This is a genomic window from Geomonas sp. Red32 (genome assembly GCF_023652955.1).
Classification (GTDB): domain Bacteria; phylum Desulfobacterota; class Desulfuromonadia; order Geobacterales; family Geobacteraceae; genus Geomonas.
The window spans coordinates 534,243-552,330 of the sequence record NZ_JAKLOY010000001.1 but is presented as its reverse complement, the minus strand read 5'-3'; the positions used below and the strand labels follow the sequence as shown (position 1 = coordinate 552,330).

Genomic DNA, 18,088 nt, shown 5'->3' with positions numbered 1-18,088 from the left:
ACCGAGCGGCCTGCGGAATCTCCTTTTCAAAAGGAGGGCGCTGCCGTTTCCAGCAGAACCCACAGGCCGGGCACCATGGGGACAGACCCGGTAGGCACTGCGGCTCGGAGATCGGTAACTTTAGTTGTGCACGGCTCCCCTTCGACAAGGCCGAAGAGGGGATTTACTTTTTGAGTGACAGGGATCGATATGATAAATGGCTTGCAGTGTCAAGAAGTTTAGGGACGGGAGCGTGTATACGTTATCTTTTGCAGGTGGCGGCTCATGTTTTGTCACCTGGATGGGCAATCTTTATCGTGCCGCGGGAGCCTTCCCTCGAAGGCATCCTTCACCTCCTGCCGCAGGGCCTGCTCCTGGCCGAGGTGGCGGGGTGAGAAGTGGAAGGGGAAGACCCGGGCGGCACCCGCCTCGCGGGCGAGCGATCCCGCCTGGCGCGCGGTCAGGTGCGCCCGCTCGGCTGCCCGCTCGTGATCGAGGTCGAGAAAGACCGCCTCGATGAAGAAGTAGTCGGCTCCCCGGGCCAGCCGGATGATCCGCTCCCGGTTCTGCGGAGTGTAGGCGGTGTCGGTGACGTAGGCGATTCTCTCGCCCGGCACCACGGTCAGCACCTGCTCCTTGAGCTCGCGCAGGCTCATGAGCCGTTCCCCGCCGTCCCGCACCGGCACGGCGACGGTCGTCTCGTCCGGCTCGCCGGTCAGCACCGCCCGCTTCACCCAAGAGAGCCAGGGACCGACCGGCGCGTCCAGCTCCTCCAGCTTGTTCTTCTTGAAGTTCACGTGGAGCATCTCTTCGAAGGCAAAGGCGAGGCAGGGGATGCTGTGCTCGAGAAAGGCGACCCGCACCCGGAGGTTCTCCTCTTCCATGATCGTGTCTCCGCTGCGGACGAAGGTTTCCTCTCCTTCGCGGGCGAAGGCGGTTCGGGATGAAAAGGAGGCCCGGAGGGTGCGCCCGTCGGGATGGAGCTCGGTCACCGTCACGGTGAAGGTGGTCGGGTAGCTCTGAATCAGGTTCCAGCTGTAGGAGCCGAGGCGATTCTCGACCTGGCGCAGGATGCCGGGAGGACCGTAGATGTGCAGCGCCTTGTCGCGCCCCAAAAGAACGCGCAGCAGGCGGTCGAACCCTATGAAGTGATCGATGTGGGTGTGGGAGATGAAAACGTCGCTGATCCGCAGCAGTTTGCGGTGGGAGAGGGGGGCGGTGTCGCCCAGGTCGAAAAGGATGGCGCGGTGGGCGAATTGAAAGTCGACGTAGAGTCCCGGATCGCCGAAGGCAGGATTGACCAGGATGGGAAGGAAGTGGGGCGTCATGGCCGAAGCTTTTTAAGGAGCCATGCCATGTTTTTCCCGAGGGTTTCCATGGTGGAGATTCCCTCGGTATCCGTTTCGACCTCGCCGATCTCGCGGCCGAAGCCGATGTTCCAGTAGCTGGAGCCCGGGACGATCATCTGACCGATCAGGAAGAAGTGGTTGATGCTGTCGAAGGCGTGGATGGCACCGGCACGGCGGACCGCGACCACGGCGGCGCCGACCTTGCGCTGGAACATGAAGCCGTTGGCGCGGGCCACCATGCCGCTTCGGTCGATGAGCGCCTTGGTCTCGCTGGTGATGTCGGCGAAGTAGGTCGGGGAGGCGATCAGGATGCCATCGGCGGCATCCATCTTCTCGATGGCGTCGTTGACGAAGTCGTCGTTCATGACGCAGCGCCGGTCCTGGTTCCGGAAGCAGCCGTAACAGGCGGTGCAGCCGCGGAACGGTTTGCCCGCCAGCTCGACCAGTTCGGTCCCGATCCCCTCGTTCTCCAGTTCGGCGAAGACTCTCCGCAGGAGCATCGCAGTGTTCCCGTTACTCCGTCCGCTACCGTTGAAGCCGACCACCTTCATGCCCTGCTCCTTGCACCCGTTCTTTGTGCCAGATTGAATATCCGAAACCGGAGCCGATGTCAGTCGTAGGTCACGTTGAGGAACGAAACGCGACGTTTCCTGCCGTGGGCCCGCAGCGCTGAAATCCCCGCTGTCCACCCTCGCAAAGGGGGAGACCTCCTTCCGCTCCTACTCCTCTTTGTCTTCTTCCTTTCTCCCGTCCTCGCTCATCAGCGTCTTGGCCAGCACCAGGAGGAGGCCGAACAGGAGAAGAAATACCACGTCCTGCAGCAAGTTCCAGTATCCCGCGGCGGAGACCGGGGCGCCGGAATGGCTCAGGTAGTCGGAAATCCAGCGGGCGACCCCGGACGCGAACGAGGTGGCCACCACCCCCCAGCGCCCCAGCCGCCATCCGACCACCCCGACCGGCAAGGCGTAGAAGATCAGCAGGGAGTATTCGCCGGTCAGGAAGTCGAGGACCCCGATGCCGGCTACCGCCAAAAGCCCGGTGCTGAGGGTGGAAAAAACGGGGAGTGAGGTTGGACCCTTCGTCATGAAACCTGCTCCACCGGAGATGCCCAAAGGACAATCGGCCGGTCGCTATTACCTGCGAAACTTCATATATAGCGTTTAACCTGCCACTGCACAACAAAAAAGGGAATCGGACTGATCCGATTCCCTTTTTATGAGTACTCTCTCCACCGTGTCGTGGGCCCGGGAGCCTCACAGCGAGTTCCCTGATAGGTGGGCTCCTGTAGATCGCTTCAGGCAATTCCCGCGCAATGGGGCAGCACACCACGATCACAGACAGTCGCCCGTTCAAAAATTATTCCGCAGGGGCGTTAAGGCCTTACGGTCACGGCAGAGAGAGCGTCTAGTGGCTGTATTCTATCTTTGGCTAAGACAGAAATCAAGACGTTTTCTCTTATTTCTTGCAGGGTTTGACATAAATTTGATTGATTAAGAATGCTCTATGAGTAATGGCCCGAAATGCCGGAAAACCAGGTTGCTTTTTCAGGTGATTAACGTACAATGCCGCGGACCACGGGTAAGCGGGAGGATGTATGCATCTCAAGGATGATCAGATCGCGCGTTTGGCTGAGAGAGTGCTGGGAGACCTTGAGAAGGGGGGGCTCGTCACCGCGAAGGCCGAGCGGGGAGCGCTGCTGGCCGCTGCGCGGGCGGCTATCGCCGCCGACATCAAGCAGGAGGAGGCCCTGGAGCATGACGCCGAGGCGCTCCTGGAGCAGACCCTGAAGAGCATGGGGGGCGGCGCCGGCATCGACCGCCACAAGATGCTCAAGATGATCAAGGATCGCCTGGCCAAAGAGAGAAAGATCGTCCTCTAGGGGCCCGGCTCCGCACGGTGCCTGTGTCCCCCTTTCCCCTTGATCCTCAACCAGCCCCGGTGCCGCCGAGGAGGAAACCATGCATATTTCCGAAGACCGGATTTCCCACATCGCCCACAAGATCTTCGACAAGCTCTACCGCGACGACCTGGCCGACTTCCCGGACGAGCGGCGCGCGCTCGACTCCATCAAGGGATCCATCGAGGCGTTCTTCTCCGTGGTAGGGCTGATCGATCAGGCGGTCCGCGAAAAGCTTGCCTCCTACAGCCAGTCCAAGGTCCCGGGCAGCCGCGATTGGGAGATCCTCTACCAGAAGTTCTATGCCGAGGAGCTTGCCAAGAGGAAGTGGTAGGGCGGGCGTCCCCTAACGCCAGCGACGGCGGCGTGGTTTCGCACGGTTAAAATCCCCCCTGTCCCCCCTTCGCAAAGGGGGGGACCTTATTCGCCTTTCGCAGGTAGGTTTGCTTTTGCCGTTACCTCAAAGAATTTGTTTTTGGTGTATCCGCGTAAATCCGCTCAATCCGCGTCATCCGCGTTCCATTGCCTTTGCCTTTCCTGCTTTTGCCTTTACATTGATAATTCCGGTTTTGCCGTATCCGTGTAGATCCGTTCGATCCGTGTCATCCGTGTTCCATCGCCTTTGATCTCCCTTTGGGCCTTTATCTCATCGTCATCACTCCACTTTTTCTCCCTGTCTTCCCCTCGAAATTAATTTTCCCCTCTCCCCTTGATTTTTCACGGGACGCTGTTTATATTTACGGAGTTCTTAGCACTCAGCACTGACGAGTGCTAACATTTTTTCTACTACGAGAGATCCCGAATCTCAATGGAAAGGAGAGACAAGTATGATTAGACCGCTGCAAGACCGCATCATCGTGAAGAGGGTTGAGGAGCAGACCATGACCGCCGGGGGGCTCTACATCCCGGAGACCGCCAAGGAGAAGCCGCAGCAGGGCGAGGTTGTCGCCATCGGCAAAGGCAAGCGTGGCGAGGACGGCAAGGTTTATCCGCTCGACGTCCAGATCGGCGACAAGGTGCTGTTCGGTAAATACGCGGGGAGCGACGTGAAGCTCGACGGTGAGGACTACCTGATCATGCGCGAGGACGACATCCTCGGCGTTATCGAGAAGTAGCCAACCGGCGGAGTGGCCAGGCCGCTCCGGTCGACATATTCATACTTACCCATCACAGGAGGAACGTTCACATGGCAGCAAAGATCATTAAATTCGACCAGGATGCCCGCAACTGCATCCTTAAAGGTGTCAATACCCTCGCCGACGCCGTCAAGGTGACCCTCGGCCCCAAAGGCCGCAACGTCGTCATCGAGAAGTCCTTCGGCGCTCCGCTCATCACCAAGGACGGCGTGACCGTCGCCAAGGAAATCGAGCTCGAGGACAAGTTCGAGAACATGGGCGCCCAGCTGGTGAAGGAAGTCGCCTCCAAGACCTCCGACGTCGCCGGTGACGGCACCACCACCGCTACCGTGCTGGCCCAGGCCATCTACCGTCAGGGTTCCAAGCTGGTCGCCGCCGGCCACAACCCGATGGAGATCAAGCGCGGTCTCGATCAGGCCGTCGAGGCCCTCGTCAACGAGCTGAAAGCCATCTCCAAGCCGATCAAGGACCACAAAGAGATCGCCCAGGTCGGCACCATCTCCGCCAACAACGACAAGACCATCGGCGACATCATCGCCCAGGCCATGGAGAAGGTCGGCAAGGAAGGGGTCATCACCGTCGAGGAAGCCAAGGCGATGGAGACCACCCTGGAGACCGTGGAAGGTATGCAGTTCGACCGCGGCTACCTCTCCCCCTACTTCGTCACCGATCCGGAGCGGATGGAAGCCAACATGGACAACGTCGCCATCCTGATCCACGACAAGAAGATCGCCAACATGAAGGACCTCCTCCCGATCCTCGAGCAGACCGCCAAGAGCGGCCGTCCGCTTTTGATCATCGCCGAGGACATCGAAGGCGAGGCGCTGGCCACCCTGGTGGTCAACAAGCTCCGCGGCGTGCTGAACGTCTCCGCAGTCAAGGCTCCGGGCTTCGGCGACCGCCGCAAGGCCATGCTGGAAGACATCGCCATCCTGACCGGCGGCAAGGTGATCTCCGAGGAAGTGGGCTTCAAACTTGAGAACACCACCTACGACATGCTCGGCTCCGCCAAGAAGGTCACCATCGACAAGGACAACACCACCATCATCGACGGCAACGGCTCCGAGGCCGACATCGCCGGCCGCGTGAAGATGATCCGTGCCCAGATCGAAGAGACCTCCTCCGACTACGACCGCGAAAAACTGCAGGAGCGCCTGGCCAAGCTGGTCGGCGGTGTTGCCGTCATCAAGGTCGGTGCCGCCACCGAAGTCGAGATGAAAGAGAAGAAGGCCCGCGTGGAAGACGCCCTGCACGCCACCCGCGCCGCCGTCGACGAGGGGATCGTCCCGGGAGGCGGGGTCGCTTACCTGCGCGCCATGGCCGTCCTCGAGAAGCTCGACCTCCCGACCGAGCAGCAGTTCGGCGTCAACGTGATCAAGCGCGCCATCGAGGAGCCGATCCGTCAGATCGCCCAGAACGCCGGCGTCGACGGCTCCATCGTGGTCGACAAGGTGAAAAACGGCAAGGGCGCCTTCGGCTACAACGCAGCCGACGACGTCTATGTCGACATGATCGAAGCCGGCATCATCGACCCGACCAAGGTTTCCCGTTCCGCGCTGCAGAACGCCGCCTCGGTTGCCGGTCTCATGATGACCACCGAAGCCATGATCGCCGACAAGCCGAGAGAGGAAGGCGCTATGCCGGCCATGCCGGGCGGTATGGGCGGCATGGGTGGCATGGGCGGCATGATGTAATCCGTCCCACCGCTTTCGCTCGTAAAAAGGAAGGGAGCCGGCCTTGGGGCCGGCTCCCTTTTCTCATTTTCAGCAGGCGTTTCGCAATTGCGTCAATGCCTCCACAGGAGACGGCCTTCGTGCCGGCTCCTTTTTTTGCCGCATCGGCGGGGTTAAGCCGCAGAAACCGCTGGATCTTTCCGGGAGTCTGCCGAAGAGATGAGAGGGGAGGCTGCCTCCCGCACATGTGCCGCTTTACATTGAGAGCCGGGCGGCGTAGCCTTAATGAGCATGGGAGTCCAGGGACGCATGAGGGAGCAGGGGTTCGACACCGGCCGGGAGACCGCGGCCACCGATCAAAGGGAGGTCGCTTCCGCGCAGGAGGTCATCCAGGCCATGGTCAAGGCGGCCAAGGGGATCCGTATCTACCTCCCCAACAACCCGGTCCTGATCAGGTTCATGAACGACCTGAACGCCCGCATGGCCAAGCACCTCTCGCAGTTCGGCGACTACCGCCTGGAGATCGAGCCGTTCATCATGCGCTACCGCGGCGCGGTGGTCTACGACAATCCCGACCCCAAGGACAGCCTCGCCTTCCGCATCCATTCCGACGGCATCCGCCTCCTCTCCGTCGCCCCCGGGCTCGAGGAGCGGGAGCTGCAGACCTTCCTCTCCATCGTCGCCTTCGAGCAGGCAACCCAGGCCGACGACGACATCGTCACCCAACTCTGGGAGCGGAACCTCCCCCACATCGGCTACCTGCTCGAGGAGGACCTGGTCGAGATGGCGATCGAAGGGGGGACCCTCTCCGAGGGGCCCCAGCAGGGAGGGATCTCCCGCGCGCTCGCCCACCTCAAGAAAGAGCCGGTCCTTCCCCCCCGTCCCATCCCGAAGAACTTGCTGGCCCTCACCCGCGACGACGCCGCCTGGCTCCGGAAGGCGCGCCAGCTCGAGGTGACCCGCGACCCGCTCGACGACGTCTTCACCATCCTGTTTGCCGTCCTCGGGGGGAACCGCGACCCCGAGATCTTCGGCGACTTCCTCTCCATCTCGTCCAAGCTCCTCGGCAATCTCTTCCTCCACGCGGAGATCGGGCGCGCCCTCAAGATGATCCGCTTCCTGGATCACCTGGCCGGCGACCCGAAGCTCACCCCCCCCCTGCGCGACCGGGTCCGGGCCGTCATCGACGGCGTCCTCTCCGACACCACGGTGGCGGCGCTCCAGGAGGCCATCGATGCCGCCGGCAGCACGGTTGGGTACGACGAGGTGCGGGATCTTTTGATGATGCTGGGGGTGCCGTCCTTGGGGGGGATCTGCGATCTTTTGGGGCGGGTGGAAAAGCTCAAGATGCGCAAACTGATCGTCGAGGTGCTGGTCGAGCTCGGGCGGGCGCGCCCTGAGGTCTTCGCCCCCCACCTCAACGACCCGCGCTGGTACCTGGTGAGAAACCTGGTGCTGGTCCTCTCGCTGGTCGGGACCCCGAAGGCGCTGGCGATGATCGTGGGGCTGATCTCCAACAAGGAGCCCCGGATCCGCCGCGAGGTGCTGGGTTTCCTCGAGCGCTCATCCGACCCCAAGGCGAAGCATTATCTCCTCAAGTACCTGAGGGACGACTCGGCCGCCCTGAGGATCCGCGCCCTCAAGATCATGGCCCGCGAGCGGCTCACCTTCGCCCTCAAGCCCGCCATCGCCCTCACCCAGAGCGAAGATTTCAAGCTGCGCCCCCTCGACGAGAAGAAGGCGGTCTACGGGCTGATCGGCGAGCTCGGCAACGATTCCCTGCTCCCGATCTTCCGCGAGATGCTCCTCAGGAAGCGCTGGTTCCAGAAGGCCGCCCAGCGGGAGAACGCCCTCCTGGCGGTGGCGGGGTTGAGCAAGATGAGGAGCCCGGGTGCGCTGGAGCTTTTGGAGGAGGGAAAGCACAGCCGGGATCCCGAGGTGCGGGAGCTGATCGCCGAGGCGCTCTCCTCCCTACCGGCAGGCGGCGGCGATTCCCTGGAAGGGGAGGAGGTATAGATGGCCCCCGAGATCTTCCGTGACAGCATGCATGCCGAGATGGTCAAGCTCGGCAAGGCCCTGGTGGCCCAGCTGTTCGTGCTTTTGAAGACGTCGGCCCACTACAGCGAGGGGCACGCGGCGGTGCAGCTCCCGGTGGCCAAGGTGCTGGAGGGGATCAGGGAGATTCAGCAGCGGGAGGAGGCGACCCTGCGGATCAAGGGGAACCATCTCTACCTGGGCGACCACCGCCTCCGCCCGGATGCCGCCGGCTACGAGGCCTCGCGTTTCCTCTCCCACGAGCTGAAGAGCCGGCAGGTCGGGCAGGTGACCTTCACCGCCGAGGTGACCGCCGCCGATCTCAGAAGCTTCGTCTATGCCCTCAAGGAGGCCGACGAGGCGGCACCCGATCCCTACAGCCGGATGCTCGAGCGTATGCAGGCGAGGAGGATCGTCCATATCGAAGTGGAGATGCTGGTGGAGGGGATGGAGGCGGCCGACGTCGACGCCGACAAGCTGAGCGACGACCGGCTGAAGGCGAGGCTTCTCTACAAGAAGGCGGTCTCCGCCATGGAGAACGTGATGGCCAGCACCGCGGCGGGGCAGCCGATCCGCTTCCGCGAGTGCAAGCGGGTGGTCCAGCACCTGATCGACCATCTCTACAGCCACGAATCGTGCCTGTTGGGGCTGACCGCCAACCGCTGCCACACCTCCTACGGCGAGATGCACGCGGCCAACGTCTGCCTGCTGTCGCTCGCCATGGGGAAGCGGCTGGGCCTTTCCAAGTTCCACCTCTGCGAGCTGGGTATGGCCGCCCTTTTCCACGATCTCGGCAAGGCCCACCTTCCCGCCGCTCTCCTCGACAAGGAGAGCGAGCTGACGCCCGAGGAGCAGGCCCGCTTCGAAACCCATCCCCTCAAGGGGGTGAGCTCGCTCGCCATGCTGAAGGGGCTCGACAAGATGACCTCCCGGATCATCTCCGGCGTCTTCGAGCACCACCTGATGGCCGATTTCTCCGGCTACCCCCGGCTTCCCTACGGCAGGATCACCCTGTTCGGGAGGATCGTCAGCCTCGCGGACAACTACGACACCCTGACCTCGTCGCGGGTACACGGCCGGACGGCGGTCTCCCCGGACAAGGCGATCCGCTACCTCCTGAGCCGGGCCGGCCAGGAGTTCGACGCGCCGCTTTTGAAGGTGCTGGTGAGCTGCGTCGGTCTGCACGGTTTGGGATCGCTGGTGCTTCTGGACAGCGGCGAGTTGGCGGTGGTGGTGGAGACCAACCCCGATCCGGTGGAGGCGGCCGAGCCGCGGGTGCGGGTCATCGCCGACGCCGCCGGGCGGGAGACGGACGGGGACGTGTTCGTCCCGGGGCGGGCCCGCCCGCCCCGGGCTATCGTGGCCACCGTGGACCCGAGTCTCCTCGGGTTCGAGGTGAACCGCTACCTGCTGTGATCCTAATTGACGTAGTTGACGGTCAGAAGCGGCGCCACCGTGGTGTTGGTCGAGTCGTCGATGGCGATCCTCCCCGGGACCACCGTCCCCAGATCCTCCATGACCCGGATCTGGAAGTCGGCCAGGCTGAGCCTCTGGGCGGTCAGCATGAGATCGGTCACGTCGATCACCACGTGATGGTTCAGATCGCTCGGGAAGATGTTGACCGTCCGGGTGTCGAGCGGGATCAGCAGGGCGCGGTCGAAGTCGCCGGTGGTTAACGTGGTGCCGAAGCTGACGAGATCGATGCGCAGCGGAATGGACAAGGCCGTCGAGTTGTAGTCGCGGATGGTGAGGTCGAGGGTGGCGTCGATCACCGAGGCCCGCACCGGGATGCTGGTCAGCGGGAAGTCGAGGAAGGCCCGGTACTCGGAATCGGTGACCGGGTCGATGCCGGCCGGTACCGTGTTCAGCCCGTCGCGGACCACGAGCCCCACCGAACGGTTGCCGGCGGTGTCCTCCACCACGTAACCGTCGACGTTGTCGTTACTGAGAATATCCTGCACGATGGCGGGATGGTCGTTGCCGCCTCCTCCGCACCCCGCCAGCGTTACCGCCACCAGCAGCAAAAGTATTGCCCACAGCTTCCCTTTCATGACTCCCTCCTTTTGATTCTTGCGTGTCCGATGATGTTAGATAGTACCAAATAGCCACCCGATTCAAAGATCTCCCCTCTCCTTGCGGAAACGATCCTCCCCGGTACAATTCAGTGTCTCCCTTGAAATGCTTGCCCTTTCTGGACTCCGCCCGCCCTCCCGGCCGGCCGGGCCCGCCCTGCAAAAAGCCGCCGTGCCGTATTTTGCACAATGCAGGGGTAAGGCGTATACTTTGTCTTGACGCCTAAACCAATGAGAACCCGGAACCCTCGGGGCCAATAAATGGAACGAAAACGCTAGTGCGGAGGGAACCATGACTGCGCAGAAGAACCAGACGCTCCGTCAACACCTGGCAGCCGTCAAAGCGGGCGAACGGGTGTTCGAGAACGCCTTCCAGGGAATCATCAGGATGATCCTGGAACCCGGATTCGAGAAGGTCACCGTCAACGGGAAGACCACCTACGACTTCAACATCTTCCGGACCGGCCGCAAGCACACCATCGGCATGTACGACGAGATCAACAGCTTCGTCTCCTTCGTCAAGGATGCCGCGGAGGGGGGCTCCAGCAAGGAGATGGCCTTCGTCCTGGTGGGAGAGCCCGGTAACGGCAAGACGTTCTTCGTGGAGTTCCTCTGCGGCAAGTACCGCAATTTCCTCTCCCGGGACCGCAACCGCAAGTACAGCTTCCGCTTCCTCGACGTCGACAAGATCGGGAGCTACGGCAGGATCCGCGAGATCGACTCGCAGACCTACGAGGACCCGATGATCCTGGCGATGAACCTCTTCGACGACCAGGAGGAGAACCGGAAGTTCATCGCCGAGCAGGGGTTCACCGAGGAGGAGGTCGACAACCTCTACCGCAACTACCGCCCGCTGGGCGCCTGCAGCGGTTACATCTGGAACGACATCAGGAACTTCCACGACTACGACCTCGAGAAGATGCTCGACTCGGTCCTGGTGGTCCCGGTCCCGATGAGCGAGAGCCTGGGGACCCTGACCGGCAAGTACCCGGCCAAGGACAAGATCACCTCCTCGGCGGTCGACCTCCTGGGCGAGGAGTCGATCCAGCGCCTTTTGCATCTGACGGACACCAACAACCCGTACCGCTTCGACCTGCGCCGCGGCGCGCTGGCCCGGGTGGCGGGGGGCGGCATCCACTTCTCCGACGAGATCTTCAAGAACAAGAAGGACCTGGTTCAGGTCTACCTCGGGGTGATCCAGAACCGCGCCATCGAGATCGACGGCTACAAGTGGCCGATCGACTCCATGATCATCGCCACCAGCAACAACTCCGAGTTCAACCGGTTCCTCTCCGAGAAGGAGGAGGCGCCGATCGTCGACCGCTGCCGCATCTGTTACGTCTCGCACAACACCAACTACCGGATGCAGGAAGGGCTGACCGCCTACGCGATCGGCAGCGAGTCCAAGACCACCCTCACCAAGGAGACCCTGCACCAGGACCCGAACCTGAACTACGCGGCCTCGGTCGGCGTGGTGCTGACCAGGCTCCCGAGGAGCGAGAAGCTCACCCCGATCGAGACCATGAAGCTCGCCGCGGGCGAGGTGGCCGGCGAGAAGAGCATCAAGGCGCTCGCCGAGGTGATCGACACCCTCGGCCAGGAACCGGACATCACCAAGCGTTTCGGCCAGCGGGGGCTTGGGCACAGGAGCCTCGGCCGCAGCATCCAGATCCTCAAGGAGAGCTCGGAGACCAACGAGGGGTGCTGCATGGTCGCCTACGACGTCTTCAAGGCGCTGGAACGGGTGGTGCTCGACTACGTGGTGGAGACCAACGAGCGGGCCAAGTATCTCGAGGATCTGAAGACGGCCAAGAAGCTCTACCGCGAGCGGATCATGACCGAGATGTTCAACGCCTACATGGACGAGCCGTTCGCCATTAAGAAGGACGTTCAGAACTATGTCAACATGATCATCGGCATCGACGCCGAAAATCTCGGCCCGGACCGGATGTGGAAGTACAAGGATCCCCAGTCGGGCGAGCTGAAGGCCCTGAAGATCGACGAGCGGTACGTGAAGAGCGTCGAGGAGCGGATCGGCCTGAAGACCGAGGAGCAGCGCTCCTCCTTCAGGACCTCGATCAGGAAGATCTACGGCCAGAAGATCTCCGTGGATCCGAACTACGACTTCATGGACAACCTCGAGCTCGTCAAGGCGGTCACCGACGTCCGGCTCAAATCGGACATCGCCGGGGCCGGGAGCCTGATCGGCGCCCTCGCCAACCGGACCAACGAGGAGAACCAGAAGCTCTACGACCGGATGATCGTGACCATGCTGAGCAAGCTCGGCTACTGCCGCACCTGCTCGCAAAAGACCATCGAGTATTTCTGCACGCAAGAGGACGAGAGCTAGCGAGCGGTCGACGCCATGAGAGATCCCGAACGATACCTCGAAGAACTGAAGGCCAGGGGGCTCGACCCCGAGCGCTACGCGCGCTTTAAGGACGAGCTGGCCGCCCGCCGTGCGTTCACTACCTCCAACCGCGGCGGCCCCTTCCCCGACTTCGCGAAAAGCCTCTACGCCTGGCACGACATGGCGGCTTTGGAGGGGCGCGAGCCGGTGCAAAACCCCTTCGGGCTGGAGATGAAGTCCCTGGACGACCTCCTGGAGCGGGACCGCCAGCGCGAGAAGGACGGCTTTCCCAGGAAGATCCGGGTGGGACGTCTCATCAAGCCGGGGAAGGTAGGAGGCAAGGGGAAGGTCGTGGTGGTCCCCTCCACCGAGGAGGAGAAGTTCGTCCACGACCCGTCGGTCCGCCCTCCCGGTGAGGGTGGCGCCACCGGCGGCAGCGGCAAGGGGGAAGAAGGGGAGGTCATCGGCGAGCAGAAGGTCCGCGAGACCGGCGAGGAGCCGGGGCAGGGACCGGGGCAGGGGGAGGGCGAGGCCCACGAAGTCGGCGCCTCCGCCTACGAACTCGGCAAGGTGCTCACCGAGCAGTTCCAGCTCCCGAACCTCAAGGAGAAAGGGAAGAAGCGCTCCTTCACCCGCTACATCTACGACCTCACCGACCGCAACCGCGGCTCCGGCCAGGTGCTCGACAAGAAGGCGACCCTCAGAAAGATCATGGAGACCAACATCTCGCTGGGGAACATCACCGACCCCTCCGACCTCGACCCGACCCGGTTCCTGATCTCTCCCCGCGACAAGGTGTACCGGATCTTCTCCGAGGAGAAGGACTACGAGCCGCAGGCCATGGTCTTCTTCCTGAGGGACTACTCCGGATCGATGGCCGGCAAGGTGACCGAGCTGGTGGCGACCCAGCACGTGATGATCTACTCCTGGCTCTTGTACCAGTACGCGGGGCAGGTGGAATCGCGCTTCATCCTCCACGACACCGAGGCCAAGGAGGTCCCCGACTTCCACACCTACTACAACTCGCGGGTGGCGGGGGGGACCGAGGTGGCGAGCGCCTACAAGCTCGTGAACGAGATCGTCGAGAAGGAGAACCTGGCGGCCGATTACAACATCTACGTCTTCCACGGCACCGACGGCGACGACTGGGACACCGGCGGCGACAAGTCGATCCCCGAGCTGATCAAGATCCTCTCCTACGTGAGCCGGATGGGGGTCACCATCGCCGAGCACAGCGGCACCCAGTGGACCGAGGTGGCGCGCTACCTGGAGAACTCGGGGCTTTTACGCGACAAGCCGCACCTCTTACGGATGGACGTGATGGCCGAGGATGCCGAGGAAGCGAGGGTGATCGAAGGGATCAAGCGGCTGATCAGCTAGCAGCGATGGTCCCCGAAGACGGGGAAACGGCGGGAAAAGGAGACCGGGTCGCGCAAAAAAAATCGGAATTCGCGTGTGATCACGAGAGGCTGCAGGAAAAATTCGAACGTTCGAATTATTAGAAACGGGATGTGACCGCGTATGGAACTCATCAATCAACATACCAAGGAGATCATGGAAGGGTGCAAGGTCCGGGCGCGGGCGGCGGGGCTCTCCTTCACCGACGAGAGCCTGGAGTACATCGTCACCAACCGGGACCTGATCGAGCTCTCCCCCAAGGTGATGATCCCGACCCTCTACGACTACTGGGTCCACGACGTCGAGGTCTTGCGCGGGCGCGGCGAATACGAGCTCTACCCGCACAACCCCTACGAGACGGTCATCAACACCCGGCCGCCGATCTCCTTCTACAACGACAACAACCCCGACTGGCTGAACGTGATGATCTTCTACCACGTGCTCGGCCACATCGACTTCTTCCAGAACAACCTCTACTTCCGGCACACCTGGGAGTACGACTTCACCGGGCAGGCGCTCTCCGACAAGCGGGTGATCGCGAAGCTCAGGGCCGAGAAGGGGCGCTGGGTGGACTACATCCTCGAGTTCGCCCGCTCCCTCGACAACCTGGTCGGCTACCACGCCGAGCTCTCGCCGCTTTTCGCCTCCCCGGAACGGGCCTGCTCCAGCCGCCTCAACTACTACTTCGACGTCTTCCTCCAGGTGGAGAAGAAGGCCGCGGTCAGCGAGTACCTGAAGGAGATCGCCCGCTACAACGAGAACATCGAGGCCTTCGGCGACGACGGCGAGCGGGTCTTCTTCATCGAGGTGACCAGGAAGTATCCGGAGATGGAGGCCCACTACCAGAAGCAGCTGACGGTGAAGCGGGTCGAGCGCTACGACCTTCTGAGATTCCTGATCGAGAACTCCGAGTTCCTGGCCAAGGACGAGAACGTCTGGATGCGCTCGGTGCTCGAGGTGGTCAGGAAGACCTCCATCTTCTTCCAGCCCCAGATCCGGACCAAGATCATGAACGAGGGATGGGCGAGCTACTGGCACGAGAAACTCTTCCTCGAGGACGACCGCATCAAGGGGCACGAGGTCGATTTCGCCCGCGTCCACGCCGGCGTCACCTCCATGCCGCGGGTCGGGATGAACCCCTACGCGCTGGGGATGAGGCTCATGTACCAATTGAAGGAGGTCGCCGACAAAGGGAGGACGGGATACGACTTCCACCGGCTGACCGATGCCGAGATGAGGAAGAAGTATGACAGCGAGGCGGGGAAGGGGGACGAGTTCCTCTTCCGGGTCCGCTCCAACTACTGCGACTACCTTTTCATAAAAGACTTCGTCGACCAGGATTTCACCGACCGCTTCGACCTCTTCGTGACCGGCAAACGGCTCGATCCCCAGCGGATGGTCTGGCAGTACTACGTTAAGAGCAGGGACGCCCGGCAGTACCGGGACATGGTGCTCGCCTCGCTCTACCACCCGCCGTTCATCGAGATCGCCCCCGAGCGGGGCGAGCACGGTTCCCTCTACCTCGTCCACCACTTCGAGGGAAAACAGCTGGTCCAGGACTACATCGCCAACACCATGGTGGGGATCGAGTACCTCTGGGGAGCCCCGGTCCAGCTGGAGACCAGCGAGGCGGTGGTGCAGTCCCCGCGCGGCAACCGCGACGGGGGCGAAGAGCCCGAGATAACCTGGCAGCGGGTGGTCTACACCATGAAGGACAAGGTACTGGAAAGGAAAGCGCTGTGACAGGCGGGAAAACTATGCCGGAACTCGATACCGTACTGAAACAACTGAGCCGTACCATCGTGGAACGGGAGAAGTCGATGACCTTCTCGTTCCAGGAGTACATGCAGCTCGTGTCGCAGCAGCCGGAGATGATGATGCGCAACATCTTCCAGCTGTTCCACGACATGATCAAGAACTATGTCTCGGAAGGGGTGGACGAGTACCCGGACGACCCCGAGTCCATCAACTTCGTCAACTACGACACGAGGCGGCTGTTCGTCGAGAACTCCGACCATCCCTTCTTCGCCGACCGCCTGTTCGCCAACCGCTTCATGAGCCACGTGGCGGCCATGAAGACCGGGGCGCGCCAGAACAAGATCTACATCTTCGAGGGGCCGCCGGGCTCCGGGAAGAGCACCTTCCTGAACAACCTCTTGATGAAGTTCGAGGAGTACGCCAACACCGAGGCCGGCCGCCGCTACGAGGTGGTCTGGCACCTCGACCGCTACGTGCTCGGGCGCTTCAAGGAGCACCAGGTGGCCTCCTTCATGGATAGGCTCTCCCATCTCCTCGACGAGTACGAGCTCGATCCCTCCGACCTCTCCGAGGCCAAGGCGGCGCTTCTGCGCGGCGGCGACGTGGTGGAGGTCCCCTGCCCGTCCCACGACCATCCGCTTTTGATGATCGACAAATCGCAGCGGCGCGCCTTCTTCGACGACCTCCTCGAGAACGACTCGTTCAAGTGGCGCCTTTTCACCGACAAGGAGTACGACTGGGTCTTCAGCGATTCCCCCTGCACCATCTGCACGTCGCTCTTCCAGGCGCTCTGCGCGCGGCTCGAGGACCCGGCCGATCTCTTCAAGATGATCCAGGTCCGCCCCTACCGGTTCAACCGGCGGCTGGGGGAGGGGATCACCGTCTACAACCCGGGCGACCGCTCGACCAAGGTCAACATCCACTCCAACGAGCTGTTGCAGCGGAAGATCGATCTCCTTCTGGGCGATTCCAACGAGGTGAAGTACATCTTCTCCAACTTCGCCAAGACCAACAACGGGATCTACGCGCTGATGGACGTGAAGTCCCACAACGCCGAAAGGCTTCTGGAACTCCACAACATCATCTCCGAGGGGATCCACAAGGTCGAGGAGGTCGAGGAGAACGTCCGCTCGCTCTTCATCGCCCTCATGAACCCGGAGGACGAGCGGAGCATCGAGGGGGTGCAGTCCTTCACCGACCGTATCGAGTTCATCAACATCCCTTACGTCATGGACCTGAACACCGAGGTGGAGATCTACCGGAACATCTTCGGCAAGCACATCGACGAGAGCTTCCTGCCGCGGGTATTGCACAACTTCGCCCGGGTCATCATCTCGACCAGGATGAACATCAAGTCCGATGCGCTGTTGGAATGGATCGGCGACCCCGAAAAGTACCGCCTGTACTGCGACGAGCACCTGCAGATCCTCAAGATGGAGATCTACACCGGGCACATCCCCGACTGGCTCACCGAAGAGGACCGGAAAAGGCTGAACGCGAAAAGGCGCAAGAAAATCATCGCCGAGAGCGAGCACGAAGGGGACCACGGCTTCTCCGGGAGGGAGTCCATCAAGATCTTCTCCGACTTCTACTCGGCCTACGCGAGAAAAGACAAGATGATCACCATGTCGCACCTCTCCACCTTCTTCACCCGCTGGCACAAGGAGCTGAAGGAAGCCATCCCCGAGGGGTTCATGGAGTCGCTCATCCACAACTACGACTACCTGGTGCTCCAGGAGGTGAAGGAGGCGCTCTACTACTACAACGAGGCCCAGATCGAGCGCGACATCCTGAACTACATGTTCGCGGTGAACTTCGAGCCCGGCGCGGTGCAGATCTGCACCTTCACCGGCGACAAGCTCGAGGTGACCGAGGAGCTCCTCTCCGGCATCGAGGGGAGGCTTCTGGGGGCGGCCAAGGCCGAGACCCAGTCGCGGCTCACCTTCCGCCAGGAGGTCCAGCACGAGTACACCGGCAAGACGCTGACCCAGGAGATCATGGTGGAAGGGAAGCCGCCGCAGGAGACCCAGCTCTTCCAGTCGCTGCACGACCGTTACGTGTACAACCTGAAAGAGAAGGTGCTGGAGCCTTTCCTGGAGAACTCCAACTTCCGGCGGGCGATCAAGGACTACGACACCGAGGCCTTCAAGACCTACGACAAGCGGATCCGGGACGACGTGACCTTCCTGATCAACAACCTGAGCTCCGAGAAGTTCAAGTACACCAAGCAGGCCGCCAAAGAGATCTGCGTCTACGTGATCGACAACGACCTCGCCCGCAAATTCCACGTCTAATTTCCCTCTCTCCCCCCTTGTCAAAGGGGGGCCGGGGGGGGGGCCTTCGGGCTCCGTCAGGTGTCCGTCCCCCTTTTTCCCTCCCATCTTCACCTTAATTTTTCTATCCCCTTCCCGCGACTCATGCTAACCTACGCCGCCAAAAGCC

General features: G+C 62.0%; 14 protein-coding genes, 1 other RNA gene and 1 riboswitch. Of the genes, 10 read left to right on the top strand and 5 right to left on the bottom strand.

Translation table 11 applies throughout. The annotated features are described in order from the left end of the window. Nucleotides 1-3: 3 nt before the first annotated feature. Nucleotides 4-122, bottom strand: a riboswitch (molybdenum cofactor riboswitch). Between the two features lie 150 nt (nucleotides 123-272). The 4 genes from L4X63_RS02465 to ssrS form a co-directional block, all read right to left on the bottom strand. Next, on the bottom strand, nucleotides 273-1,307 hold the full coding sequence (locus L4X63_RS02465; protein ID WP_250676999.1) for a ribonuclease Z: 1,035 nt from the start codon (nucleotides 1,305-1,307) through the stop codon (nucleotides 273-275). Then, nucleotides 1,304-1,879 carry a flavodoxin family protein gene (locus L4X63_RS02460; RefSeq protein WP_250676998.1) on the bottom strand — a complete coding sequence of 192 codons (576 nt, stop codon included), beginning with the start codon at nucleotides 1,877-1,879 and terminating at the stop codon, nucleotides 1,304-1,306. The genes L4X63_RS02465 and L4X63_RS02460 overlap by 4 nt, the downstream gene beginning before the upstream one ends. A gap of 168 nt (nucleotides 1,880-2,047) precedes the next feature. Continuing rightward, a complete protein-coding gene (locus L4X63_RS02455) occupies nucleotides 2,048-2,413 on the bottom strand; it encodes a hypothetical protein (RefSeq protein ID WP_250676997.1) in 366 nt (121 codons plus the stop codon). Nucleotides 2,414-2,549: 136 nt separating this feature from the next. Next, a non-coding RNA gene (gene ssrS / locus L4X63_RS24010) (6S RNA) lies at nucleotides 2,550-2,729 on the bottom strand. A 193-nt stretch (nucleotides 2,730-2,922) separates the two neighbouring features. On the opposite strand from ssrS, the gene L4X63_RS02450 reads away from it, so the two are divergent. From L4X63_RS02450 to L4X63_RS02425, 6 genes are all read left to right on the top strand, one after another. Beyond that, on the top strand, nucleotides 2,923-3,207 hold the full coding sequence (locus L4X63_RS02450) for a DUF507 family protein (protein ID WP_250676996.1): 285 nt from the start codon (nucleotides 2,923-2,925) through the stop codon (nucleotides 3,205-3,207). Nucleotides 3,208-3,286: 79 nt separating this feature from the next. Next, nucleotides 3,287-3,559, top strand: a complete 273-nt coding sequence (locus L4X63_RS02445) for a DUF507 family protein (protein ID WP_250676995.1) — start codon at nucleotides 3,287-3,289, stop codon at nucleotides 3,557-3,559. 493 nt (nucleotides 3,560-4,052) lie between these two features. Next, nucleotides 4,053-4,340, top strand: coding sequence for a co-chaperone GroES (gene groES / locus L4X63_RS02440; RefSeq protein ID WP_250676994.1), 288 nt, complete (start codon nucleotides 4,053-4,055; stop codon nucleotides 4,338-4,340). 71 nt (nucleotides 4,341-4,411) lie between these two features. Next, complete coding sequence (gene groL / locus L4X63_RS02435; protein ID WP_250676993.1) at nucleotides 4,412-6,055, top strand: chaperonin GroEL; 1,644 nt, start codon at nucleotides 4,412-4,414, stop codon at nucleotides 6,053-6,055. 264 nt (nucleotides 6,056-6,319) lie between these two features. Then, nucleotides 6,320-8,050 (top strand): HEAT repeat domain-containing protein, encoded by a 1,731-nt coding sequence (locus L4X63_RS02430; protein WP_250676992.1) that lies wholly within the window; start codon nucleotides 6,320-6,322, stop codon nucleotides 8,048-8,050. After that, nucleotides 8,051-9,484 (top strand): HD-GYP domain-containing protein, encoded by a 1,434-nt coding sequence (locus L4X63_RS02425; protein WP_250676991.1) that lies wholly within the window; start codon nucleotides 8,051-8,053, stop codon nucleotides 9,482-9,484. It begins immediately after the preceding gene. Nucleotides 9,485-9,486: 2 nt separating this feature from the next. Here the strand turns inward: L4X63_RS02425 and L4X63_RS02420 are convergent, their stop codons facing one another. Continuing rightward, nucleotides 9,487-10,119: a hypothetical protein gene (locus L4X63_RS02420; protein WP_250676990.1), complete on the bottom strand. Its 633-nt coding sequence runs from the start codon at nucleotides 10,117-10,119 to the stop codon at nucleotides 9,487-9,489. 313 nt (nucleotides 10,120-10,432) lie between these two features. Between L4X63_RS02420 and L4X63_RS02415 the strand changes: the two genes are divergently transcribed. From L4X63_RS02415 to L4X63_RS02400, 4 genes are all read left to right on the top strand, one after another. Further along, nucleotides 10,433-12,490, top strand: coding sequence for a serine protein kinase PrkA (locus tag L4X63_RS02415; protein WP_250676989.1), 2,058 nt, complete (start codon nucleotides 10,433-10,435; stop codon nucleotides 12,488-12,490). Between the two features lie 15 nt (nucleotides 12,491-12,505). Beyond that, complete coding sequence (locus L4X63_RS02410) at nucleotides 12,506-13,870, top strand: DUF444 family protein (RefSeq protein ID WP_250676988.1); 1,365 nt, start codon at nucleotides 12,506-12,508, stop codon at nucleotides 13,868-13,870. Nucleotides 13,871-14,011: 141 nt separating this feature from the next. Next, the gene (locus L4X63_RS02405) at nucleotides 14,012-15,631 is read left to right on the top strand and encodes a SpoVR family protein (RefSeq protein ID WP_250676987.1); all 1,620 of its coding nucleotides are present in this window, start codon (nucleotides 14,012-14,014) and stop codon (nucleotides 15,629-15,631) included. 14 nt (nucleotides 15,632-15,645) lie between these two features. Further along, a complete protein-coding gene (locus L4X63_RS02400) occupies nucleotides 15,646-17,940 on the top strand; it encodes a serine protein kinase PrkA (protein WP_250676986.1) in 2,295 nt (764 codons plus the stop codon). Nucleotides 17,941-18,088 lie beyond the last annotated feature (148 nt).